This is a genomic window from Acutalibacter muris, assembly GCF_002201475.1.
Classification (GTDB): Bacteria; Bacillota; Clostridia; order Oscillospirales; family Acutalibacteraceae; genus Acutalibacter; species Acutalibacter muris.
Genome location: NZ_CP021422.1, coordinates 405289 through 426999, shown reverse-complemented (window position 1 = coordinate 426999; position 21711 = coordinate 405289). Strand labels below are relative to the sequence as shown.

Annotated in this window: 23 protein-coding genes and 1 pseudogene; 12 read left to right on the top strand and 12 right to left on the bottom strand. The window is 55.9% G+C overall.

Going from position 1 to position 21711, the window contains the following annotated elements; genetic code table 11:
- The first annotated feature begins 7 nt into the window (after positions 1 to 7).
- The gene (locus tag ADH66_RS02090) at positions 8 to 832 is read left to right on the top strand and encodes a sugar phosphate isomerase/epimerase family protein (protein WP_066536302.1); all 825 of its coding nucleotides are present in this window, start codon (positions 8 to 10) and stop codon (positions 830 to 832) included.
- A 48-nt stretch (positions 833 to 880) separates the two neighbouring features.
- Here ADH66_RS02090 and eda read toward each other — a convergent pair whose 3' ends face one another.
- Entirely contained in the window at positions 881 to 1528 is a 648-nt protein-coding gene (eda, locus tag ADH66_RS02085; protein WP_066536304.1) for a bifunctional 4-hydroxy-2-oxoglutarate aldolase/2-dehydro-3-deoxy-phosphogluconate aldolase, read from the bottom strand.
- A 16-nt stretch (positions 1529 to 1544) separates the two neighbouring features.
- Positions 1545 to 3305, bottom strand: coding sequence for a dihydroxy-acid dehydratase (gene ilvD / locus ADH66_RS02080; protein ID WP_066536306.1), 1761 nt, complete (start codon positions 3303 to 3305; stop codon positions 1545 to 1547).
- A 140-nt stretch (positions 3306 to 3445) separates the two neighbouring features.
- Between ilvD and ADH66_RS02075 the strand changes: the two genes are divergently transcribed.
- Both ADH66_RS02075 and ADH66_RS02070 read left to right on the top strand, forming a co-directional pair.
- Positions 3446 to 4693 (top strand): S-layer homology domain-containing protein, encoded by a 1248-nt coding sequence (locus ADH66_RS02075; RefSeq protein ID WP_066536308.1) that lies wholly within the window; start codon positions 3446 to 3448, stop codon positions 4691 to 4693.
- A gap of 1 nt (position 4694) precedes the next feature.
- Positions 4695 to 5162 carry a GAF domain-containing protein gene (locus ADH66_RS02070; RefSeq protein WP_084384282.1) on the top strand — a complete coding sequence of 156 codons (468 nt, stop codon included), beginning with the start codon at positions 4695 to 4697 and terminating at the stop codon, positions 5160 to 5162.
- Positions 5163 to 5171: 9 nt separating this feature from the next.
- Here ADH66_RS02070 and ADH66_RS02065 read toward each other — a convergent pair whose 3' ends face one another.
- A complete protein-coding gene (locus ADH66_RS02065) occupies positions 5172 to 6227 on the bottom strand; it encodes a Gfo/Idh/MocA family protein (protein WP_162288744.1) in 1056 nt (351 codons plus the stop codon).
- A 42-nt stretch (positions 6228 to 6269) separates the two neighbouring features.
- Between ADH66_RS02065 and ADH66_RS20310 the strand changes: the two genes are divergently transcribed.
- Genes ADH66_RS20310 through ADH66_RS02060 form a run of 3 tightly spaced genes read left to right on the top strand, consistent with a single transcriptional unit; the run spans position 6270 to position 7803 of the window.
- Positions 6270 to 6632, top strand: a complete 363-nt coding sequence (locus tag ADH66_RS20310) for a hypothetical protein (protein ID WP_162288743.1) — start codon at positions 6270 to 6272, stop codon at positions 6630 to 6632.
- A 27-nt stretch (positions 6633 to 6659) separates the two neighbouring features.
- Positions 6660 to 7067 carry a hypothetical protein gene (locus ADH66_RS21445; RefSeq protein WP_330397668.1) on the top strand — a complete coding sequence of 136 codons (408 nt, stop codon included), beginning with the start codon at positions 6660 to 6662 and terminating at the stop codon, positions 7065 to 7067.
- Positions 6985 to 7803, top strand: a complete 819-nt coding sequence (locus ADH66_RS02060) for a glycoside hydrolase family 88 protein (RefSeq protein WP_330397667.1) — start codon at positions 6985 to 6987, stop codon at positions 7801 to 7803. The genes ADH66_RS21445 and ADH66_RS02060 overlap by 83 nt, the downstream gene beginning before the upstream one ends.
- A 60-nt stretch (positions 7804 to 7863) precedes the next feature.
- On the opposite strand, the gene ADH66_RS02055 is transcribed toward ADH66_RS02060, so the two are convergent.
- The 4 genes and pseudogenes from ADH66_RS02055 to ADH66_RS21440 form a co-directional block, all read right to left on the bottom strand.
- The gene (locus ADH66_RS02055) at positions 7864 to 8664 is read right to left on the bottom strand and encodes a gluconate 5-dehydrogenase (protein ID WP_066536314.1); all 801 of its coding nucleotides are present in this window, start codon (positions 8662 to 8664) and stop codon (positions 7864 to 7866) included.
- 9 nt (positions 8665 to 8673) lie between these two features.
- Positions 8674 to 9516, bottom strand: coding sequence for a 5-dehydro-4-deoxy-D-glucuronate isomerase (kduI, locus tag ADH66_RS02050; RefSeq protein WP_066536316.1), 843 nt, complete (start codon positions 9514 to 9516; stop codon positions 8674 to 8676).
- 145 nt (positions 9517 to 9661) lie between these two features.
- Complete coding sequence (locus tag ADH66_RS02045) at positions 9662 to 11128, bottom strand: right-handed parallel beta-helix repeat-containing protein (RefSeq protein ID WP_330397666.1); 1467 nt, start codon at positions 11126 to 11128, stop codon at positions 9662 to 9664.
- A 3-nt stretch (positions 11129 to 11131) separates the two neighbouring features.
- Positions 11132 to 11209: pseudogene (locus tag ADH66_RS21440) on the bottom strand (hypothetical protein); the annotation flags it as partial.
- Positions 11210 to 11277: 68 nt separating this feature from the next.
- On the opposite strand from ADH66_RS21440, the gene ADH66_RS02040 reads away from it, so the two are divergent.
- From ADH66_RS02040 to mobQ, 6 genes are all read left to right on the top strand, one after another.
- Positions 11278 to 12015, top strand: coding sequence for a DUF4368 domain-containing protein (locus ADH66_RS02040; RefSeq protein WP_066536321.1), 738 nt, complete (start codon positions 11278 to 11280; stop codon positions 12013 to 12015).
- 89 nt (positions 12016 to 12104) lie between these two features.
- Positions 12105 to 12416, top strand: coding sequence for a DUF3847 domain-containing protein (locus tag ADH66_RS02035; protein ID WP_236757161.1), 312 nt, complete (start codon positions 12105 to 12107; stop codon positions 12414 to 12416).
- A gap of 210 nt (positions 12417 to 12626) precedes the next feature.
- Entirely contained in the window at positions 12627 to 13193 is a 567-nt protein-coding gene (locus ADH66_RS02030; RefSeq protein WP_066536323.1) for a hypothetical protein, read from the top strand.
- Positions 13190 to 13423 (top strand): hypothetical protein, encoded by a 234-nt coding sequence (locus ADH66_RS20565; protein WP_207653022.1) that lies wholly within the window; start codon positions 13190 to 13192, stop codon positions 13421 to 13423. Before ADH66_RS02030 ends, ADH66_RS20565 begins: the two co-directional genes overlap by 4 nt.
- A 39-nt stretch (positions 13424 to 13462) precedes the next feature.
- Positions 13463 to 13990 (top strand): hypothetical protein, encoded by a 528-nt coding sequence (locus tag ADH66_RS02020; RefSeq protein ID WP_066536327.1) that lies wholly within the window; start codon positions 13463 to 13465, stop codon positions 13988 to 13990.
- A gap of 268 nt (positions 13991 to 14258) precedes the next feature.
- Positions 14259 to 15665: a MobQ family relaxase gene (gene mobQ, locus ADH66_RS02015; protein WP_066536330.1), complete on the top strand. Its 1407-nt coding sequence runs from the start codon at positions 14259 to 14261 to the stop codon at positions 15663 to 15665.
- Between the two features lie 107 nt (positions 15666 to 15772).
- Here the strand turns inward: mobQ and ADH66_RS19810 are convergent, their stop codons facing one another.
- From ADH66_RS19810 to ADH66_RS01995, 5 genes are all read right to left on the bottom strand, one after another.
- Positions 15773 to 16126: a hypothetical protein gene (locus ADH66_RS19810; RefSeq protein WP_157130610.1), complete on the bottom strand. Its 354-nt coding sequence runs from the start codon at positions 16124 to 16126 to the stop codon at positions 15773 to 15775.
- A gap of 385 nt (positions 16127 to 16511) precedes the next feature.
- Positions 16512 to 17174, bottom strand: coding sequence for a hypothetical protein (locus ADH66_RS02010; protein ID WP_066536334.1), 663 nt, complete (start codon positions 17172 to 17174; stop codon positions 16512 to 16514).
- 266 nt (positions 17175 to 17440) lie between these two features.
- Positions 17441 to 17746: a DUF1565 domain-containing protein gene (locus ADH66_RS02005; protein ID WP_066536336.1), complete on the bottom strand. Its 306-nt coding sequence runs from the start codon at positions 17744 to 17746 to the stop codon at positions 17441 to 17443.
- Between the two features lie 37 nt (positions 17747 to 17783).
- Positions 17784 to 19619: an ABC transporter ATP-binding protein gene (locus tag ADH66_RS02000; RefSeq protein ID WP_066536338.1), complete on the bottom strand. Its 1836-nt coding sequence runs from the start codon at positions 19617 to 19619 to the stop codon at positions 17784 to 17786.
- 9 nt (positions 19620 to 19628) lie between these two features.
- Positions 19629 to 21425, bottom strand: a complete 1797-nt coding sequence (locus ADH66_RS01995) for an ABC transporter ATP-binding protein (RefSeq protein WP_066536340.1) — start codon at positions 21423 to 21425, stop codon at positions 19629 to 19631.
- Positions 21426 to 21711: the final 286 nt, after the last annotated feature.

Sequence of the window (21711 nt, the reverse complement as noted above, 5' to 3'; positions counted from 1 at the left end):
CAATACAATGAAAGCAGCATATACCGGCTGGACCTGGATACACGGCGACCAGGAGACCGCAAAGCGCCAGCTTGAGCAAAGCTTCAAGGAGTGCAAGTTCCTGGGTTACGACACCGTGGAGAACTTTGCCTTTATCCGTGACTACTATAAGGGCGACCCCGGCGAGCTGAGAAAGCTGGCCGATGATTGCGGGGTAGAGCTTGTGAACCTCTACGGCCACTTCGACCTGGACATTGAGGGCTCGTTAAAGCGGGCCATGGAGCAGGTGGACTTTCTCTCAGAAATAGGCGGCAAATGGTACAACTGCCAGCACGGCGGCTTTGGAGAGGAGCCCTTCGAGCGGCCCACCGACCCAAAGATGATAGATACCATCTGTGAGATTGTGAACCGCCTTGGAAAATACGCCAGTGAGAAGGGCGTGACCGTCTGTTTCCACCCCCACTATGGCACCTGCGTGTTCTCCCAAAGCGACATCGACTACTTTGCCGCCCACACCGAGCCGGAGTATGTCAGCTTCTGCTTCGACACCGCCCACACCACCCTGGCGGGCATGGACCCGGCGGCGCTTATCCGGCAGTATGGTGGCCGCATTGCCTATATGCACCTGAAGGACGTGGACACATATGCCCTTTCCAAAGCCCAAGGCCGGGAAAAGATGGCCAGCTTTAGGGCCCTTGGCCACGGCACGGTGGACTTCCCGGCGGTGAAGGCCGCCCTCACTGAGGTAGGCTTTGACGGGGTGCTCTGTGTGGAACTGGACCGGCCCGAGGTCTGCAACTTCCACTCGGCGGAGGTCTCCCGGATTTACCTTCGGGACGTGCTGGGTATCTGAACAGAATAAAAAAAGGGTACGGACCTTCTGCGGGTCCGTACCCTTTTTTTACCCTTCGCTTCTGGCCGACTTGACTATCTCTCTTGATAACCGGCAGAGCTCAGTGATCTCCTCCCATCTCTGCCCCTCGACGAGTTCTCCTGTCACCATGTAGGAGCCCCCACAGGCCGCTATCACCGGGCAGCTTATATACTCCCGCAGGTTGCCGATGGAGATACCCCCTGTGGGCATCACCTTAAACTGGGGGAAGGGCGCGCTCATGGCCTTTATCTTCGGAAGTCCCCCGGACTGCTCGGCGGGGAAGAACTTGATAAGCTCCAGCCCGAATTTCAAGGCGGCGTGGTAGTCCGTGGGGGTGGTGCAGCCGGGGTATATGGGCACTCCATTTTTCTGGGCATACTCCACCAGCTCCGGGTCGAAGCCCGGGGTGACGATAAACTGTCCCCCCGCGTTTAGGGCCGCGTCTATCTGCTCCGTGCTTGTAACCGTGCCCGCGCCCACTATCATGTCCGGCCGGGCCTCCTTCATCAGCCGTATTGCCCTCTCGGCCCCACTTGCCCTGAAGGTGACCTCGGCCACGGGCACATCACCGGCGCAAAGGGCCTGTGCCAATTTTACCGCGTCCCGCTCCGGGTCCGTAAGCTTTATCACCGGCACTATGCCTATCTCTGAAATCCTTTGACTCAGCTTGTCCATCTGCATTCCTCCCGCTTTATTCTTTATCAAAATTGCCATAGTCAAGGTACGCGCCCTTCATGGGCGAAGCCGCCAGCTCTGAGAACAGCCGCAGCGCTCCCCGCTTATATTTCACCGGCTTCGGTTTCCAGCGCTTTTTTCTCTTCGCCAGTATCGCGTCTATCTCCTCCGGGGTCCTCCGCTCCCCCTTCACGCCCACTATCTCCAGCACCCGCTCTTTAACGTCCAGGCGTATAAGGTCTCCCTCCTCGACTAAGGCTATGGGCCCGCCCACCTGGGCCTCTGGGCTGCAATGGCCTACGGCCGGACCGGTGGAGGCCCCGGAGAAGCGGCCGTCGGTGATAAGGGCAATGCTGCGGCCCAGCTCCTTGTCCGAGGATATGGCTTCGGAGGTATAGAACATCTCCGGCATACCCGAGCCCTTTGGCCCCTCATAGCGGATGAACACCGCGTCCCCGGGCTTCACCCTGTGGTGTAGCACCGCGTCTATGCACTCCTCCTCGCTGTCAAAGGGCCGGGCAGTAAGAGTGGCGGAGAACATCTCTCTTGGGCAGGCGGTGTGCTTTATCACAGCCCCCTCCGGGGCCAGGTTGCCCTTTAAAATGGCGATAGAGCCGTCCGTGCCCAAAGCCCTGTCATAGGGCCGGATAACGTCCTCGCGGGTTATGCTTGTATGGTGCTTCTTATTGGCCTTCTCCAGCCACTCCTGGCACCGATCATAGAAACCGCCGGCTTTCAGCTCCTCCAGGTTCTCCCCTAAAGTCTTCCCTGTGACGGTCATGGCGTCCAGGTGCATGTGCCCCTTTATCTCCTCCATTATAGCCGGCACGCCCCCGGCATAGTAAAAGAACTCCGCCGGCCAGCGCCCCGCAGGGCGCACGTCCAGAAGGTAGCGGGCTCCCCTGTGCAGCTGGTCGAAGGTGTCGCCGGTTATCTCCAGCTCCAGCTCGTGGGCCATGGCCGGAAGGTGCAGAAGGCAGTTCGTGGAGCCGGACACCGCCGCGTGGACCAGTATGGCGTTCTCAAAGCTCTCTAGGGTCACTATGTCCGAGGGCCTCATGCCCTGGCTATTTGCCAGCTTTACCGCAAGCCTCCCCGCGCTTTTCGCATACTCCAAAAGGTCCGGGCTTGTGGCGGGCAGCAGGGCACTGCCGGGAAGGGCCAGCCCCAGGGCCTCGGCCATTATCTGCATGGTGGAGGCCGTGCCAATAAAGGAGCAGGCCCCGCAGCTGGGACAGGCGTTTCGCTTTGCCCAGTTTAGCTCGCTCTCGTCTATCTCCCCCCGCTCGTACCTTGCGGAGTATATGCCCAGCTGCTCCAGGGTAAGCAGCTGGGGCCCCGCCGCCATGGTGCCGCCGGTTACCACTACCGCCGGGATATTTACACGCATAAGCCCCATCAGGTTCCCTGGCAGGCCCTTGTCACAGCTGGCAATATACACCCCTGCGTCAAAGGGGGTGGCGCTCTGTTGTATCTCTATCATATTGGCTATCATCTCTCGGCTCATAAGGGAGTAGTTGATGCCGTCGGTGCCCTGGCTCTCGCCGTCACATATGTCCGTGCAGAAGTATCTGGCCCCGCGGCCGCCGGCTTCGGCTATGCCCTCTTTGGCGGCCTCCACCAGCTTATCCAAATGCCCGGAGCCCGGGTGGCTGTCGCCGAAGGTGCTCTCAATGAATATCTGTGGTTTAGAAAGCTCCTCGGGCCTCCAGCCGGTGCCCAGGCGCAGCGGGTCCAGCTCCGGCGAGAGCTCCCTCATCTTTTGACTTATAAGCATAGGCTTTAACGCTCCTTTCACGCTGGCATATCGGTTACGCTTATCATACCATAGGCGTGTGGAGGTTTCAACCTGTACTTGATATTTTCCGCGCTCTGCGCTATAATTGACATATAACACATGGGAATGGGGAATTATTTATGACAAGGTTAAAGAGGTATGCCGTATTTCTGCTGGCGGCAGTCTATATTGCTGCGGGCCTTAGGGTCCCGGCCGCCTCCCAAACCGGGGGCAGCCATACCATCAGCGGTTTCCCCATCGTCTACCAAATGCCCGAGCTTCCCACCGGCTGTGAGGTCACCGCCCTTACAATGGCAATGCATTACTATGGGTATAAGGTCAGCAAAACCACCATGGCGGGCCGGTATCTTCCCACCGCCTCCCCCAGCTTCCACTACGGCAGCGACGGCAGACTGTACGGCCCAGACATGGACAATTATTTTGTGGGGAACCCCTTTTCCCTGTCGGGCTATATCTGCGGCGCTCCGGCCCTCTGCACCGCCGCAGACAGATACTTCCAGGCCAATAACGTGCGTATGCACGCCAAGGATATGACCGGCTCCACACCTGGGCAGCTCTACTCCCTTGTAGAGCAGGGCGTCCCGGTGGTGGTCCTGGTGACTATAGGCATGGTGGACCGCCATTCATACTTTAGCTGGTACTCTCCAAGCAATAAGCTCATGAGCATAAGCCACGATGACCACGGGGCGGTGCTCATCGGCTATACCCCCACAACAGTCACCCTTGCCGACCCCTTGGCCGGAAGGGTGACCTACAGCCGAAGCCGGTTCGAGTCCGTGTTCAGGTCCCGGGGCCGGCAGTGCATGATACTAGAGGAGTCGGTATATAAGTCAGGGTACACCGATGTACCAGACGGCAGATGGTATACAAACGCGGTGGTATACTGCCGGGACAAGGGGCTCATGAGCGGGACCGGGGACAGCCGCTTCACCCCCGGCGGCACCATGACCCGGGCCATGCTGGCAAACGTGCTGTATCGGGTAGCGGGCGGGTCAAAGCTCCCGGAGGAAAATCCCTTTGCGGACGTCCGGCCCGGGCAGTGGTATACCGACGGCGTCCTGTGGGCCTATGGGGCCGGAGTTATGGAGGGTTATGGAAACGGCCTTTTCGGAACGAACGACCCGGTGACCCGTGAACAGGTCGTAGCCACCCTTTGGCGCTATGAGGGCGAGCCGGAGCCCTCCCCTGCGCAGGATTTTGAGGACGAGGGGGATATCTCAGGGTATGCCGCCGCCGCAGTGGACTGGGCCAGGGATAAGGGAATAATCCAAGGGAAAAGCGGCAACCGCTTCGACCCCGGAAGCAGCATGACCCGGGCGGAGATTGCCGTGGTGCTGAAAAACTATATGGAGCAGAAGGGGATATAAAATGCCTGACTATAAGCTTATGGCAAAACAAATCGAAGCGCTGGCTGGGGTCTGCGGGGACTTCCTCCCCCTGCTTTCCAACGCTTCGGCTGTTTTAAACGAGGGTATTGAGCGCATAAACTGGGTGGGCTTCTACCTTATTGATAATGGCAGCCTGCTTCTTGGCCCCTTCCAGGGCAGTCCCGCCTGTGTCAGGATAGAGATCGGAAAGGGCGTATGCGGCACGGCGGTGCGTGAGGGGCGCCTCCTCCGGGTGGAGGACGTGCACAGGTTTCCCGGGCATATCGCCTGCGACAGCGCCTCCCGGTCGGAGATAGTTCTGCCCCTTTGCAGCGGCGGGAGGATAGTAGGCGTGCTGGATATCGACAGCCCGGAGAGAGGCCGGTTCAGCGAGGAGGACGAGGAGGGGCTGAGCATAGTAGTCAGCTCCATCGAGGCCTGCGCCGACTTCTCGAGGCTTAGGCTGTAGAGCACAAGGTCAGTACGCTATATCAAGCCATTTCTTCTCCCGGGCGGAGCGCATGGCGGTCTCTATAACGGCCAGAGTGTTATGACCGTCCACCGCCGTGACTATGGGCTCACGGCCCTCTAGGAGGGCCGCGATAAACTCGTCGATAACGCCGCTCTTGGTCTGGTTGGCGTTTGTGGCGATGCCGCCCACGGTGTACTTTACCTGTATGCCGTCGCGCATCTCCAAAACGATATCGTCAGCATAGTCGCCGAATATTTTCATCACGCCCTTGGTGCCGTAGATTATAGTGGAGTTGTCCTCCCGGCCATAGTTGGTCCAGCTGTAGTGCATTATGCCCGGCAGGCCGTTCTCCATGTTGAACATACACACGGCGTTGTCCTCCAGCTCTATGGGGCAGCCGTCGGCGTATTTTTTGTCAAGGGTGCGCATATCCGCGAACACACTCTTTATCTCGGAGTCGGTAAGATACCGTATCAGGTCTATCTTATGGGCCCCCAGGTCCCCCATAACGCCAAAGTTTGCCTTGTCCTTTTGGAAGAACCACGTGTCCGCCCCGGGGTCGGCGGACCAGGTCTCGGGGCCGGGATGCTTGAAGCTGCTCTGGAAAAACAGCAGCTCCCCAATAGAGCCGGCCTTCAACAGCTCCTTTGCCTTTGTATGGGCCCTTATCAGCCGCTGGTTATGGCCCAGCATCATGGTCCTCCCCGACCTCTCCCGGGCCGCCATCATGGCCCTGGTCTCCTGAAGGCTTAGGGCCATGGGCTTTTCCACAAGCACATGCTTGCCAGCTTCAAGGGCTTTTATGCTGTATTCGGCGTGAGTGGCGTTGGGGGTACAGACGCTCACAGCGTCCACCGAGCCGTCAGAGAGCACCTCCTCCATGGAGCCGTAGACCCTGCCGCCATATATCTCCGCCAGCTCCTTCGCCCGGTCCATATTGAAATCTAAGACCCCGGCGATCTCCGCATTGGGATTTTCAGCATACTCCGGCAGATGCCTGCGCTGGGCCACGGCGCCCCCACCGATAACGGCTACTCGTATGATTTTTTTGCTTTTTAACATAATATTTCTCCTCGCAGGTTGTAATATTAAATGCGGAAGAGCATGAAGCCCCAAAAGCGGGGCGGGAGAGTTCTTCCGCATTTATTTTTTATACCACAGCGGGCCCTGAAAGTCAAGGGTGGACGCGAAAATGCACATCTTTTCAAAACAGATGTGCATTTTGCAGAACTGCCCGATTACGAAAGGGGTTATTCGCTTATGACAATATATTTCCTCCCCCTCTGCGCCGCCTCGGCCCGGGATGCGTTCCCTCTCGGGTCGGGAAGACCGCCCCTCCTGCCGCTGACAATTGCTTTCTGTCTGTCAATATGGTATAATTTTAAAAAGAAAGTACGGGAAAGAGCTGCATGGACGGGAGAACCCATGCCTGACAGGCCAAATCCAGTTGACCGACGCAAAATATGAGCAGTGAGAATATAAGGAGTGATAGGTATGAAGCTGACTGAAAATCAAAGCAAATGGGTCGAGGAAACCCCCAGCCGCATGGCAAAGAAAATGGAGAAGGTGCGGGAGCGCTCGGCAGAGAAGATACCCTACGACACCAAGGACGGCATCCATGCGGACAAGTCCGACGAGAGGAATATCAGCTGGTGGACCAACGGCTTCTGGGGCGGCATAATGTGGCAGATGCACGTCCTCACCGGCGAGAAGCGCTATCAGGAAATCGCCCGCTGGAGCGAGGAAAAGTTTGATACCTGTTTCCTACACTACGATATGATGGACCACGACAACGGCTTCAAGTGGCTGCCCACCGCAGTTGCCGACTACCGGGTCACCGGGAACGAGCGTTCCAAAAAGCGGGGGGCTGCTGGCGGCAGAGGTACTGGCAGGGCGCTATAACCCCGCCGGGAAATTCCTCCGCGCCTGGAACGACTGGGAAGGCTCGGACGTGGACCGCAGCGGCTGGGCCATCATCGACTGCATGATGAACCTGCCCCTGCTGTACTGGGCCAGCGAGGAGACCGGCGACCCACGCTTTTCCCAAATCGCCGAGAACCACGCCCATACGGCGGCACAGCATTTTGTGCGCGGAGACGGCTCCGTCAACCATATCGTAGAGTTTGACACCCATACCGGCGAGTATGTCACCACCTACGGCGGGCAGGGGTACGAGACCGGCTCCTCCTGGACCAGGGGTCAGGCCTGGGGGCTGTACGGCTTTACCCTCAGTTATCTGCATACCAAGAACCCGGAGTTTTTGAGCGCCGCAGAGCGTATCGCCAACTACTTCATGGCGAATATCCCCGAGAGCGGCCTTATCCCCGTGGACTTCCGCCAGCCCACCGAGCCCGCCTGGGAGGACTCCGCCGCCGCCGCTATCGCCGCCTGCGGGCTCATCGAGCTCAGTAAACTCTCTGACGGCAGGCAGAGCGATGTGTACTTAAGCGCGGCGGTAAAGCTGCTGCAAGCCTTGGAAAAGCACAGTTTCAACTGGAACGAGGACGAGGACAATTTCCTCACCAAATGCACCGGGGCTTACCATGACAAGGAACATGAGTTTTCCATCATTTATGGGGACTACTATTTTTTGGAGGCACTGATGAAGCTCTGTGGCAAAGAACTGGTTATCTGGTAAGACATAGAAAAAAGCGCTTGGCCGGTAGCCGAGCGCTTTTTTGCTGTTTTGTTTCCCACCTCAAGGCTGCTTGCCAATATAAGCCAAAATCCCGCCGTCCACATACAATATCTGTCCGTTTACAAAGTTGGAGGCGTCGCTTGCCAGGAACACCGCCGGACCCACGAGGTCCTCCACCGTGCCCCAGCGGGCGGCGGGGGTCTTGGCCACGATGAACTGGTCGAAGGGAGGGCGGCTGCCGTCGGGCTGGGTCTCCCGCAAGGGTGCGGTCTGTGGCGTGGCGATGTAGCCCGGGCCAATGCCGTTGCACTGTATATTCCTGCAGCCATATTCGGAGCAGATGTTCCGGGTAAGCATTTTCAGCCCGCCTTTGGCGGCGGCGTAGGCGCTGACGGTCTCCCGGCCCAGCTCGCTCATCATGGAGCAGATGTTGATAATTTTACCGTGGCCCTTCGCTATCATGCCGGGCAGCACGGCCTTTGCCACGATGAACGGGGCGTTCAAATCCACGTCGATCACCTTGCGGAACTCTTCGGCGCTCATGTCCAGCATGGGGACCCGGCGTATAATGCCTGCATTATTAACCAGAATGTCGATAGTGCCAACATCAGTTTCAATCTGCTTTACCAGTGTCTGGACAGCCTGCTCGTCTGTCACGTCGCAGACGTAACCATGGGCCTTGATACCCTTCTCCCGGTATGCGGCAAGTCCTTTGTCCACCAAATCTTGATTGATGTCGTTAAAAACCACCGTGGCCCCGGATTCAGCATAGGCGCTGGCGATGGCAAAACCGATCCCGTAGGACGCGCCCGTCACCAGAGCGGTCTTGCCCTTTAATGAAAAATTATCCAGAATATTCATTTTATTGCCTCACTTCAAGTCCGTTGTAGGTATCACATCCATGTCGTCAAAGGCCTGGTTCTCCCCGCCCATGGCCCAGATAAAGGTATAATTTGACGTGCCGCAACCAGCGTGTATGCTCCAGCTTGGGGAGATGGCAGCGTCGAAATTCTGCATGACAATGTGCCGGGTCTCGTCCCCCTGGCCCATCAGGTGGAATACTACGTTGTCTTCGGGTATCTCAAAGTATGTATAAATTTCCATTCTCCGCTCGTGGGTATGGCAGGGCATGGTGTTCCAGACGGAGCCGGGCTCCAGGCAGGTCATGCCCATGGAAAGCTGGCAGGTGGGAAGCACGTCCGGGTGGATAAACTGATTTATCACCCGCTTATTTGAACTTTCAGCAGAGCCTAACGGCTTTTTTGCGGCCTCCTCAAGGGTAATAAGTCTCGTCTCATAGGCGCGATGAGCCGGTGCGCTGACCACGTAGAACCGTGCAGGATTGCTGCTGTCCTCGCTCTTAAAAGTGACTTGTTTTGTCCCCATTGCGATGTACAGGCAGTCCTTATACCCCATCTTGTATTCTGTGCCTTCGCACGCCACAACACCTGCGCCGCCCAGGTTGAACAGCCCTGCCTCCCGGCGTTCCAGGAAAAAGCGGGTGCCGAAGTTCGCCCACACGTCTATGCCCTTGTCAATGGGCACTGTTTCATTTACCGGCATAACCCCCAGAGTCACCATGCGGTCAACGTGGCTGTAGACGGCCTGCACCGTATCCGGCCGGTAGAGGCCGGTGATGTGGAACTCCCGGCGGAGCTCCTCGGTGGTGTAGCGTTTTACGTCATTAGGATTTGCGCTGTAGCGAATGTCCATTTGAATCTTCCTTTCTGCACATTTATACATTTATCTTGCCAGGACCGCGCCAATTTCCATATCGCCCTCTGCATATCCATACAAACCATCTGTATAAAGCCTTTGGTTCACAGCCCGGCACGGTTTTGATCCTGCCGGCTCCAGTTTACAGCTTCAAAACGGCCCCCGCGCTCTCAAAGGGCCCCGGCACCGGCCGTATGCCCCTATGCTCTCCGAAGTAATCGCTGTCGAACACGATAGCCTCGCCGTCCGGCCCCTCGAACCGCTGCTCGGGCTCAAAAGCCTCGCCCAGCAGCTCTGTGGACACCATCGGCGTATCCAGCTTTGGCAGCAACTCGTATAGGTTGGTCTTCAGGGTATATTCGCCGTTCTCATAGCCGAGCGAAAGCTCCACGCCCTCTATCTTTGTAAAGTCCTTTTCCTTCTCCCAGGGCACGGCACCGTTGGCATAGACGTTCCCCCCGGCCCAGACCGGCAGGTGCATATAGTACCTGTCGCTGGGCTCGCTGCCCATGCCGCAGTAGCCCTCGAACTCTCTGTCCCACTCCTCATAGGTGGGATAGCCGTCATAGGGGAAGGTGCCCACGGCTACGTTGCCGTCGTCCCAGCCGCTTCCCCCCTTCATGGCCTCCATGGCGGCCTTTAGCACCGGGTGCATGGGCTGCTGGACGAAGATATTGTTATAGAACCGCATATCCCCGTGCAGGAAGGTCATAAAGCCCGCCACCTCGGTCCTGTGGGGCACATGATAGGGGGTGTACCGGAGCGAACTGAGAGTCTTTGCGCCGTTATCCGTGCCAATGCCCACCGCCGCAAGGCCGCCTCCGATAAGGTTGTGTACCACTGCCACTCCCTGGCAGGCCAGCTTCATGGACCGATGGGAGAGCAGGATATTGTTGTCGATCAGGGTGGGCCCGTGGGAGACCTCCACGAAGATGTCTTCGCCCATGCCCATCAAGGCAGTGGGGTCCGGCTCCTCAGTCTCGCTGAGGTTGGGCAGGGTGTTATGATGGAAAAAGTTCCCGGTCACCCTGGTGCCCTGGGCCTGCCAATCCAGCCAAAGGCCCCGGGTGCAGTGGTGGAAATGGTTGCGCCGGATAATAACATCGATGGCGGCGTGCATTTTGATGCCGCCTATCTCCGCCCCGGCCAGGTTCTGTTTGTTGTTTATATGGTGGATATGGTTGTCCTCGATAAGTGAGAACACCCCGCCCAGATGGCCCACTATGCCGGTCTGGCCGCAGTCGTGGATATTGCACCGCCGCACAATATGGGAACCAATGCGCTCCTTTGTCCACCCCTCGTACTGGGCCCGGCAGATGCACTCCCGCTCGGTCTGGGTGCCGTCCTTGTATTTTTTGTGCAGCCACTTATTGTCGTTGTCCGGCTGCCTGTACTTGCCAAGGGAGATGCCGCTGCACTTTGACTCGTATATCTCGCAGTCCTCTATCACCCAGCCCTTTGACCAGTGGGGGCCTATCATGCCCTCCTGGTACGCGGTGGGCGGAGCCCACTGGGTAGCGGCCCTGCACACCGTGAAGCCGGACAGGGTTATATAGCCAACGCCCTCCCTCCTGGGGTAGAAGCAGGCCGGGCGCACGCTTATCTCCACGTTCTCGGCGTTGGGGTCCAGGCCGTGGAAGTTGGCGTACAGCAGGGTCTCGTCCTTTTCGGCGTCCTGCTCAGTGTACCAGGTATGTCTGTTCCAGCTACCGCCACTATTCCCGAAGCTGCACCTGTCACTATATCCGCGTCAGCGTTGTGGAAAGCCTGGTGCTGGAAGCCATACGGCGGGTGAGCGGATATGTGCGGGAAAACGAAGCGGAGTTTATCGAGCGCGTCCGGGAGAAATCGGAGTTACAACAGGAGGCGGCGGTAAGGGAGAGCCGCAAAAAGCTGTCAAAGGCCAAGCGGCGGCGGGAGGAAATCAGCGGCTTGATAAAGAAACTTTATGAAGCCTACGCCACGGGGAAGATACCCGAAAACCACTTTTCCGAACTGCTGACCGGCTACGACACCGAGCAGAAAACCCTTGACGGGGAAATCGAGAGATTGCAGGCCGAAATCGACCGCTACAACACCGACAGCGTGAGGGCCGACAAGTTTATCGAACTGGTGAAGCGGCACACCGAGTTTAACGAGTTTTCCGCTTCCCTGCTGAATGAATTTGTGGAGAAGATAATCGTCCATGAGGCCACCAAAGTAAACGGAGTGCGGGAGCAGGAGGTTGAAATCTATCTGAACTTTATCGGCAAATTTGACCTGCCCGAACAGGAGGAACAGCCGGAGGAAACGCCGGTAAGAAAGAGCAAGAAAAAGCGCCGCCACGAAATGACGGAGGAACAGCGGGCGGCTTTGCGTGAGCGGGACAAGGTACGCTATGCCCGAAAGGTAGCCGCCAAGAAAGCCGCCAAGGAAGCACAGCGGGCGGCAATCCTGAAAGGCACAGCCTACGAAATCAGGCCGCAGGAAGCCGGAGCCGCCCATGCCGCCATCTGAACCCCACCGAGCCGCCATGCCAAAAAGAGCGTGGCGGCTTTTCCATTCCTATCCATTCCAGACTGAAAAATTGAAAGGAGAAATTGACAATGGCAAAGACCAAAATTGAGAAAATCGCAAGCATCGAGGAAGAAATCAAGCAGCTTGAAAACAAGAAAAAGCGGCTGATCCAGGAGCAGAAAGAGCAGGAGCGCAAGGACAGGACGAACCGCCTCTGCAAGCGCATGGGGTTTATCGAGAAGCTGCTGCCCGACACCATCCCTCTGACCGAGGAGCAGTTCAAGACCTTTGTAGAGCAGACCATCGCCGCCGACCACAGCCGCCGTATCCTGGACGGCTTGACCACCCAGAATGCCGCCACAGCCCCCGCACAGGGCGAGGAATCGTCGGGGAGGGATTAACACCCAGCCCGCCGCCAAAACCACCCATCCAGCGCAGGAGGACGGCGCAGACGGGAGCGCGGCGCAGGGGTAACGGTGTATGTGGAGGGGTGTCTATGCAGTACCAGCATGGACACCCCTTGACCGGCAGAAAACCAGTGGAAAAATTTTATCCTCTATGCTATAATACATCACAGAAACGCCCAAAGGCTGTTGTGGAGATAAGCGAAAATGAAATTGCGAAGATTTTTGAATGTGTATCTTGCCCTGTGGCTTGCTTTCCCTTGCATCGTAATCATTATTTGGATGATGGACTATAATCTGCTGATTGGCACTACGGGAACGGCATTTCGTATACAGGGCATACTAAACTGCATTGCGGCGGTTTGTGGAATAACACTTGTGTTTCTGCATTATCGAGAAACCGAAAAAGCATTGAAAAATAAAATAACACTTGCGGTGATTGCTGGTGGTGTGGCTCTTGTATTGTTATGTTGGAATTTTCTTTGTGTCCTTCTTAATGGGGCGGAGGAATACCATAGCTTCACTTCACCAGACAACACGCATACCATCGTTATTATGGAAAATGTCAGCTTGATTTCCGGGCAAGTTGTTTTATTTGAGCGGGTCAATCCATTTCTGATTTATCCAAAAGAACGCATTATCACCGATGATGGTCATAGACCAATCTGTGCTGGCGAATACTCGCTTGTTTGGGATGGAGATACAGTGATATTATCGGTTTCTAATGGGGCCGGAGAGAACGAAACAATTTCAGTTGCATTGGATGAGCGTTGAAAGTAGGTGAGAACCGTGGGATTAGCTTATTTTTCCATTTTTATTGTGATATTGGGCGCGGCGGGGATAGCAGTTGTTTTGCTAAAAGCGGCGTGGGAAATCTGGAAAAAGGCGCGGTTCAAAATTTTGGCAATTATCCCTCTGCTTTTGGGTGGTTTCTGCGCTTTTTTCGCACTTTACATCTTAGCAATCATTTTGAGAGAGGGATTTTATTCATTCTAATGGGCTGATTATAAGCATCGGATAAAAAATGTAACGGAGGTATGGTTATGGACGCAAATGAGATTGAGCATAGAAAAAAGATGCAGGGTATCATCCAGCGCATTCCAACGGGTGTCCCTGATGGGTGGGAAAAAATTACTTATGCAGTCGGTGGTTTAACATATTTAGGCTTTTCAAACATACATACCGAGAAATTAGTTGTCATATCGAGCCAAAGGCAAAGCATTATTGATTGCAAAGCAGGCAGTAAAACATATTGTACTGAAAATTATGATGAAGATGATTTGATTGCCCTCGCTGAAGAATTGGGGGATGAAATTGTGCCAATCGCTGGGGATGGTGGCGGCGGTTTGCGGCGATTTTCCAAAGACGGAAACACATTGGTGTCAGTAGCTCCCTTTTGGCCGATGGTGAAAATCATATTTATGCCCCAATATGCGCTTTACACTCTAAATCCAGAGAAATGTACCATTATCTTTGAGGATTATGAAATAAAGGCATTTGGATTTAGCAAATGCGGAAATTACATAGCCGTAGGCACTTCGGACACATTGGACATTTTCAGAAAAATTTGAATACGCAAACCTAACGCTCCTACTTCGGTAGGGGCGTTTTTCGTTGCAACCGCCGCCAAGACCGCCCACACAGCGCAGGAGGACGGCACAAGCGAAGACAAAGACGGGGGCGGGGTGCAAGGGTAACGGGCGTGCGCCCCGTCCCTTGCCCCCGGCAAGGGCGCACTTATATACCACATGAATGTGGTATGTGCGGTCTTGCAGACGGCGTTTTGTGCCTCTCGGCACAAAAGGACGGGGGAACGACCCGCAGAAAGGAGGACAGCCCGTGGCAATCTACCATTGCAGTATCAAAATCATCTCCCGCGGCAAGGGCAAATCCGCCGTTGCCGCCGCCGCTTACCGGGCGGGGGAGAAACTCACCAACGACTTTGACGGGGAAACCCACGACTACACCCACAAGGGCGGCGTTATCCATACCGAGATTTTACTCCCCGGCCACGCCCCCGCCGCCTTTTCTGACAGGGCGGTTTTGTGGAACGCGGTGGAGAAAATCGAGAAAGCGAAAAACGCCCAGCTTGCAAGAGAAATTGAGATTGCCCTGCCCTGTGAATTGACAAGGGAGCAGGGCATTTCTCTTGTCCGCGAGTATGTGAAAGAGCAGTTTGTCAATGCGGGAATGTGCGCCGACTTTGCCATCCACGACACAGGCGGCGGCAATCCCCACGCCCATATCATGCTGACAATGCGCCCCATCCAGCAGGGCGGCGCATGGGGAGCGAAGCAGAAAAAGGAGTACATTCTTGACCCGCAGGGGAAGAAAATCTATGACCCGAAAAAGCGGCAGTACAAGTGCAAGGCCATCCCCGCCACCGACTGGAACGAGCAGACCAAGGCCGAGGAATGGCGGGCGGCGTGGGCGCAGCTTTGCAACCAGGCGTTGGAGCAGTACGGACACAACCAGCGCATCGACCACCGCAGTTATGAGCGGCAGGGCATCGACCAGATACCCACCGTCCATTTAGGCGTTGCCGCTTCCGCTATGGAGAAGCGCGGCATCCGCACCGAGCGCGGCGATCTGAACCGGGAAATCGAAGTGACAAATCAGAAACTCCGGCAACTGAAAGCCCGTATCGCCAAACTGCAAAAGTGGCTGAAAGAGGAACAGGAGAACACCGAGCCGCCCACTCTTGCCGACTATATCCAGGGCATCCTGTCCCGCAGGGCGCGGGAGGGAAAATCGCAGACTTCCCAATCCATCTATAACCTCAAGGACGCGGCGAAAATGCTGAACTTCCTGCAAGCCAACAACATCATGGATATGGCGGGGCTTGATGAAAAATTCAAGTCTATGATAGGGGAACAGCTTGACATTCAGCACAAACTGAAACCCATTGACCGGCGGTTAGGCACTCTGAAAAAGCACATCGAGCAGGCCGAGATTTATTTCAAGTATAAGGGAAAAAAGCATTTGACCGAGGCCGAGCAAATCCTGTTTACGGCGGCGCACGACTATCTGAAAGGCGTGATGAACGGCAAGACCGCCCTGCCGGTAAAGGCATGGAAAGCGGAGTATGCCAAGCTGACCGCCGAACGGGAAACGCTCAACCGGCGGTATCTTGCTTTGAAAGGGGAAGTGAAAGAAGCCGAGCAAATCCGCAGGAGCGTTTACAACATCTTGCGGCAGGAACAGCGGGAGCAGCAGCCCCGCAGGGCGCAGGATGTGGAGCGGTAACAGGGAGGGCGGCGGGGATAGTCAATATTAGCCCCGCCGCCCTGTTTCGGCACTTCACCTGCCCGATAAAACCAAATTTACCCTTCGATATCGCATTATTCGTGCAATCATTTATGTTTCCTTTTTTTCTTAGTGCCATTACAAAGCAAGTCGGCTCGATTTCTCATTCGATCTAAAATTTGATACCATCGTCCCCAACACTCCTGCTCTGTCTCCCCGTCCAAAAGTTCCAATGGGCAAAAATCATATAAGCATTTGAAATGACATAAATACCTAATCACTTTATCAATCTGTTCTAAATCATCGTTTGATAAATTATCTTTGGTCAACAACGCTTGGACTGCTGTAAGTTGGGGAATCGTGCTTGTATTCAAGTCGGGGCATCGTAGTTTCAAAATATTTAATACTTCCAAGACTGATTCTAACAAATCTTTTTGTTGAGTAAGTCTGTTGTTATCCAAAATATATCACCCCTCATAAGTCCCGATTTGCCGGTTGATTTATCGGTTCAAGTATAGCACATCTCCCCACTGAAAACAATCCCCGTTCCACGCCGTTCCGACTATCCAGACCGTCAAGGGACGAGTAGTATTTTTTGCTCCGCAAAAAATCTCCACTCTGCCCCCTTGACTGTCTGGATTTTTGCCGTTGCCATTTCGCCGCCGAAAACGGGGAACAGGATTTGACAATCCTGCCCCCCGCTTTCGTCCGCTCCATTTTAACGGCAAAACCGTCTGCACTACTGCGGCGGCTACCGGTAGGTTTTGCGGTGGCTCTGCCCCCGCGCCCCCGGCCTCTCCCAAAGAACAGGATAAGGGCAAATGCGTCCCCGGCGGGCGTGGACATTTACTCGCCACGGGTGGGGAAGTCGTGTTCTGAAATCACCTCGCCGCTGTCAGCATCTTTCACGGTCACATGGACGGCCCATTCATCACCGGAAATCCCGCATAATACTTGATACCGCCCCAGCATGACCGCCGGTGCAACCGTGACCACAGCAGAGTACCATATTTCCACAGAGTGATAAGTCTCGGCGTCCACCGAAACTGTAAGCCCCCAAGGGACTCCGTTTTCGTCCAAATCTGTATAATCCGCCGCCGTTACAAATTCCTGCGAAATTTCAGCGGTAACAGGGTCACGCAAACAGCCCAGCCAATAATACGCCGCTTTCAGCTTTGGGTACTGTTCCGTTGTGAGATAGTAGCTGAAAGTGCCATCCCCATTTGCCAGCAGCGCATTGTAAACCGCTTGATTGGCCACTGTTGGACGCTGCTTTTTATCTTCCGCTTCCAGTTCCTCGGCGGTCTTTCCTCCCAATAGTGTCTTAGGCATAGTAATGACGATTTGACCGTCCTCATTTACCGGGGGCGTGTATGTATTTGTCGGCCCGTCTGCGCCGGACGCATCCTCCTGCGGCTTGCCCCCACAGCCTGCCAGCGAACCGAGCAGGAGCAAAAGCGACAGGGTAAGCGCGGCCCTCTTTCGTAATTGCCTTTTCTGTCTCGCCATACCTGCGAACCTCTCTTTGCTTTTTTCACCAAAACACACCACACAGCAGCAGGACATAGGCCCCCGCCAGCACAAGGGCGGTGATGTACTTTTAGACTTTAAGTATAGCACATCTCCCTGACGAAAACAATCACCGCTTTACATCCATTCCGCCCACCGCACAACCGGCGGGCGTGGACATTTAGGCTTGCGGCACAGCCCCCAAACCCCCATGAATACGGCTTCCTGGGGCGCTCCAAGCCCCGATGCAGGGCGGGGTAAGGGTTTTATGCTACCCACCCACGAAAACGGCTTTTAACCGTCCACGGGGCTTTTCCCGCCTGATTTTTCCCATCCCTTGAAAAGTTCCTCTTGACAAAAAGCCTAAGGGGCTCCTCCGAGATGTACCTTACCCGGCAGCCGTCCGATGTGCCGCCGTTTTGGGGGTCCACCCACTCCCGGTAAACGCCGGGGCCGACGACCACCGTGTCCCCGGCCTCCGCTATCGCCGCGGCCTGGTTGATGGTCTTAAAGGGCTTTGCCCTTGTGCCGTCCCCGCCCCGGGGGGCCTTTGCAGATACATAGATGTCCATTTTCTTCTTCCCTTCGTGATATATTTATGTCTCCGGCTTACCCGTTAAACACCGTCTCCGCGCTCTCCGTCTCGAACTGCTTATTATACAGGTCCGCGTAGTACCCCCCCTGTTCCATCAGCTCCCTGTGGGTGCCCCGCTGAATGATCCTGCCGTCCCGCACGACCAGAATCATGTCGGCCTTGCGGATGGTGGAGAGCCTGTGGGCGATAAGGAAGGAGGTACGGCCCTCAAGCAGCGTTGAGATGGCCTCCTGTATAAGGGCCTCGGTTTTGGTGTCGATGGAGGCCGTGGCCTCGTCCAGCACAAATATCCTGGGGTCGGCAAGCACAGCCCGGGCAAAGCTTATGAGCTGCTTCTCCCCGGTGGACAGTTGGCCGCCGCCCTCGCCCACATCGCTGTCATAGCCCTTCTCCATGCCCATGATAAATTCGTGGGCGTTCACAAGCTTTGCGGCGTTCTCTATCTCCTCGTCAGTGGCGTCCAAGCGCCCATAGCGTATATTGTCCTTTACGGAGCCCGAGAACAGGTGCGGGGTCTGGAGCACATACCCTATGCTGGTGTGCAGCCAGAGCATACTGCGCTCCCGATAGTCCCGGCCGTCGATAAGTATGCGCCCGCCTGTGGGCTCAAAAAACCGGCAGGCAAGGTTCACAAGGGTAGACTTCCCCGCCCCGGTCTCGCCCACTATCGCCACTGTGGACCCGGCGGGCACCTGCAAATCGAAGTGCTCCAGCACGTTTTCGTGGCCGTCCGGGTACATGAAGGTCACGTCCTCGAAGGTGATGTCGCCCTTTAGCGGCTCCCAGTTCTCTCTTTTAGGCTCAAGCGATGTACCGTACTTCTCTATGACCTCGGGTGTGTCGGTTATCTCGGGCTGAAGCTCCAGGAGCTCCGTCACACGCTCTATATTTGCCTGGGTGGATACGAAGCGCGTGGCCTGATAGGCCAGAGCCCCCACCGGGTCGGCTATTCGCAGGGCGAAGTTCACGAAGATAGTCAGCTGCCCGATGCTTATGCCGCCCAGCATGGCCATATTGCCCCCGCCGGTTATTACAAAGGACACCGCCAGAGCCGTCAGAAAGCTTATCACCGGGATATATATGGCGTCCAGCATGACGGCCTTAATGCTGGTGCGGCGCATACGCCCGCTGACCTCCTTAAAGCTCTCCAGGTTCTTGTCCTCAATAACCAGGGTCTTTGAGGTTTTCGCCCCGGAAATGCCCTCGTTATAGTTCTTCGTAAGCTCGGCATTTATCTTTCTTACCTTGCGGTTCACCTTGAGTATACGCTTCTCAAAATACACTGTGAAGGCCGTGATAAAGGGCACCACCGCCAGCACCAGGAGCCCAAGCCTCCAGTTTATCACCAGCATGGCCCCAAGGCACGCGACAATATACACGCCGCAGTACACGCCGTCCACCATCATCCAGGGTATGCTCTCGGCAATACGCGCCGGGTCGTTCAGGGCCCGGGCCACTATGGTGCCCACTGGGGTCTGGTTGTAATATGAGAAGCTGAGGGTCTGCAGGTGTACGAACAGATCCCGCTTCATGTCCCTGCCGATATACATCTCCAGCCGCAGGGCCAGGGTGCCAAGGACTATCTGCCCAAGGGTGCGCATAAGGGTCATGCCCGCATATAATAGGGCAAAGACGGCTATGCCCTGATGGGTGCGCGGGGTGATAAAGCGGTCCACCACGTAACCGGCTATGAGGGTGTCCAACACAGCTATGCACGCGTCCATAAGCATGGCGGCGATTATCACGGCCACCCACTTGCGGTAGGGCTTTATATATGGGAGCATCTTCCCCCATACCTTGAAGGTATGGAAGCGCTCCTTTGGTATATTCTCAGTTTTGTTTATCTCCATATTTTTACCTCAACTCTTTTGTATGTCAAATATGCGCTTATAAATGCCGTCCTGCGCTATCAGTTCCTGGTGTGTGCCCATCTGGGCCACCCTGCCCTTTTCCAGGACAAGTATACAGTCGGCGTTCATCAGCGTGGTTATCCTATGGGCTATAAGTATCGTGGTGCCGTGGACGTTCTCTTTTATGGACTGGCGTATCTTCGCGTCGGTCTCCATGTCCACGGCGGAGAGGGAGTCGTCAAACACTTTTATGGGCGTGTCCTGCATTAGCATCCTGGCTATGGCCACCCGCTGCTTCTGTCCGCCGGAGATGGTGACTCCCCGCTCGCCGATGGGGGTCTCATACCCCTGAGCAAAGCCCTCTATGGCGTCGTCTATAACGGCCATGCGGGCGTATTTCCTCACGGTTTCAAGGTCGGAGCGCCTAGAGCCGTCGGCTATGCTCTCTCTAAACGTCTTGCTGAACAGGAAGGGCTCCTGGAGCACCATACCTATGCCGTGGCGCAGGTGGGAGAGCCCTATGTCCCTGATGTCCACGCCGCCCACGGTTATCCGCCCCTGCCCCTCGGGCAGCTCGTAGAGCCTGTCCAGAAGGTACATGAGAGTGGACTTGCCGCTGCCGGTAGCGCCTAAGATGCCGAAGGTGGTGCCCGCTTTCACGGTGAAGCTCACGTCCTCAAGCACCTCGCCGCCCTCGCCGTAGCCGAAGCTCACGTGGTCGAAGACGATGTCCCCGTCCATGGGCGGGGTGCGGGGGTGCTCCTTATCCTGCTCCTCCTTGGCGTCCAGAATGTCAAAAAGCCTGGTGGAGCTGATGGAGGTCTTGCTGAGCTCACTCAGAACCCTACCCAGCTGGGCCACGGGCCAGGCCAGCATGGAGTTATAGGCCGTGAAGGCCAGAAACTCCCCCTCGGTGATGGAGCCGTTCTCCACGAAGAACACGCCTATAACTATCACCACCAGGGCCTGCAGTCCCGCGAACAATTCCCCAAGGCCCCAGTCCACGCCCAGTATCTTCCCCAGATGGGACCAGAGGTCGGCAAACTCCTGGTTCTTTTTATTGAAGCGCTCTATCTCAAAGCGCTCCCGCCCAAAGGCACGTACCACCCGCACTCCCGTAAGATTCTCCTGTACAAGGGCGGTAAGCTGCCCCTCGGTCTGGTCGGCCTGGTCAAACTTCTTGCCCACCAGCACAAAGAATATCATGGAGTACCCCAGCACCAGGGGTATGAAGCAGAGCACCACCAGAGAGAGCTGGACATTCATCATGAACATCAGCGTAAGTGAGATGACAATGGCCAGCACCGTGCGTATCACGGTCATAAGCTGCTCGTTGACAAAGTTCTTGATAAGCTCCACGTCCTGGGTGCAGCGCTGTATAATATCGCCGGTCTGGTGGGAATTGTGCCAGGCATAGGGCAGGCGCTGGATATGCCCAAAGAGGGTGTTGCGCATACACTCCACCGTGCCCTCGCAGCCCTTTGCCAGGTTCATCCGGGAGGCATAGTTGGCAACGCCCGCTATCACCGCGAACAGCAGCGCCGCCGCTGCGCATATTATTATATGGGAACGCAGGGCCTCCCGGCCGCCGAAGCTCTCTATCCAAGAGAGTATAAAGCCCGGCAGGGAGAAGGGCTCGTCGTTTATTACCGAGTCTACCGTGACACGGATTATCTGTGGGGTCATATAGCTTGCCGCCGAGGAGATTATCACTGTCAGCATGGCAAGCAGCAGGTTCCCGCGGAACCCCTTTGTATAGGGGTAGAAGCGCAGGATACTGGATTTCTTCTGTTTTTTCTTTTTCATTATAAGTACCTCGCTCGCATTAAAAAACGCAGTACGCACCCCCGCCGGAAAGCCGCAGACACGGAGGAGCTTCCAGGGGACAGGAGCGATACTGCGCCAACGCCCGCGCAACGTACACGGGCAGGGGCATATATTCTTAGTTTTTGATGTGACGGTTGTTGTTATAATATCACCGGCTTTAGGGAAAGTCAAGGGGTGAGCTCAATTTTGTGTACTATTTGTTTTCAAACTGTAAAAAATATTGCTAACCCCTTGCATTTTCTCTTCGAGGGGTATATAATACAGT

Bases quoted from the DNA above. Each gene is read 5' to 3' on its own strand.
- ADH66_RS02090 (WP_066536302.1), top strand. From the start codon at position 8: ATGAAAGCAGCATATACCGGCTGGACCTGGATACACGGCGACCAGGAG.
- eda (WP_066536304.1), bottom strand. From the start codon at position 1,528: ATGGACAAGCTGAGTCAAAGGATTTCAGAGATAGGCATAGTGCCGGTG.
- ilvD (WP_066536306.1), bottom strand. From the start codon at position 3,305: ATGCTTATAAGTCAAAAGATGAGGGAGCTCTCGCCGGAGCTGGACCCG.
- ADH66_RS02075 (WP_066536308.1), top strand. From the start codon at position 3,446: ATGACAAGGTTAAAGAGGTATGCCGTATTTCTGCTGGCGGCAGTCTAT.
- ADH66_RS02070 (WP_084384282.1), top strand. From the start codon at position 4,695: ATGCCTGACTATAAGCTTATGGCAAAACAAATCGAAGCGCTGGCTGGG.
- ADH66_RS02065 (WP_162288744.1), bottom strand. From the start codon at position 6,227: ATGTTAAAAAGCAAAAAAATCATACGAGTAGCCGTTATCGGTGGGGGC.
- ADH66_RS20310 (WP_162288743.1), top strand. From the start codon at position 6,270: ATGAAGCCCCAAAAGCGGGGCGGGAGAGTTCTTCCGCATTTATTTTTT.
- ADH66_RS21445 (WP_330397668.1), top strand. From the start codon at position 6,660: ATGAAGCTGACTGAAAATCAAAGCAAATGGGTCGAGGAAACCCCCAGC.
- ADH66_RS02055 (WP_066536314.1), bottom strand. From the start codon at position 8,664: ATGAATATTCTGGATAATTTTTCATTAAAGGGCAAGACCGCTCTGGTG.
- kduI (WP_066536316.1), bottom strand. From the start codon at position 9,516: ATGGACATTCGCTACAGCGCAAATCCTAATGACGTAAAACGCTACACC.
- ADH66_RS02035 (WP_236757161.1), top strand. From the start codon at position 12,105: ATGGCAAAGACCAAAATTGAGAAAATCGCAAGCATCGAGGAAGAAATC.
- ADH66_RS02030 (WP_066536323.1), top strand. From the start codon at position 12,627: ATGAAATTGCGAAGATTTTTGAATGTGTATCTTGCCCTGTGGCTTGCT.
- ADH66_RS02020 (WP_066536327.1), top strand. From the start codon at position 13,463: ATGGACGCAAATGAGATTGAGCATAGAAAAAAGATGCAGGGTATCATC.
- ADH66_RS02010 (WP_066536334.1), bottom strand. From the start codon at position 17,174: ATGGCGAGACAGAAAAGGCAATTACGAAAGAGGGCCGCGCTTACCCTG.
- ADH66_RS02005 (WP_066536336.1), bottom strand. From the start codon at position 17,746: ATGGACATCTATGTATCTGCAAAGGCCCCCCGGGGCGGGGACGGCACA.
- ADH66_RS02000 (WP_066536338.1), bottom strand. From the start codon at position 19,619: ATGGAGATAAACAAAACTGAGAATATACCAAAGGAGCGCTTCCATACC.
- ADH66_RS01995 (WP_066536340.1), bottom strand. From the start codon at position 21,425: ATGAAAAAGAAAAAACAGAAGAAATCCAGTATCCTGCGCTTCTACCCC.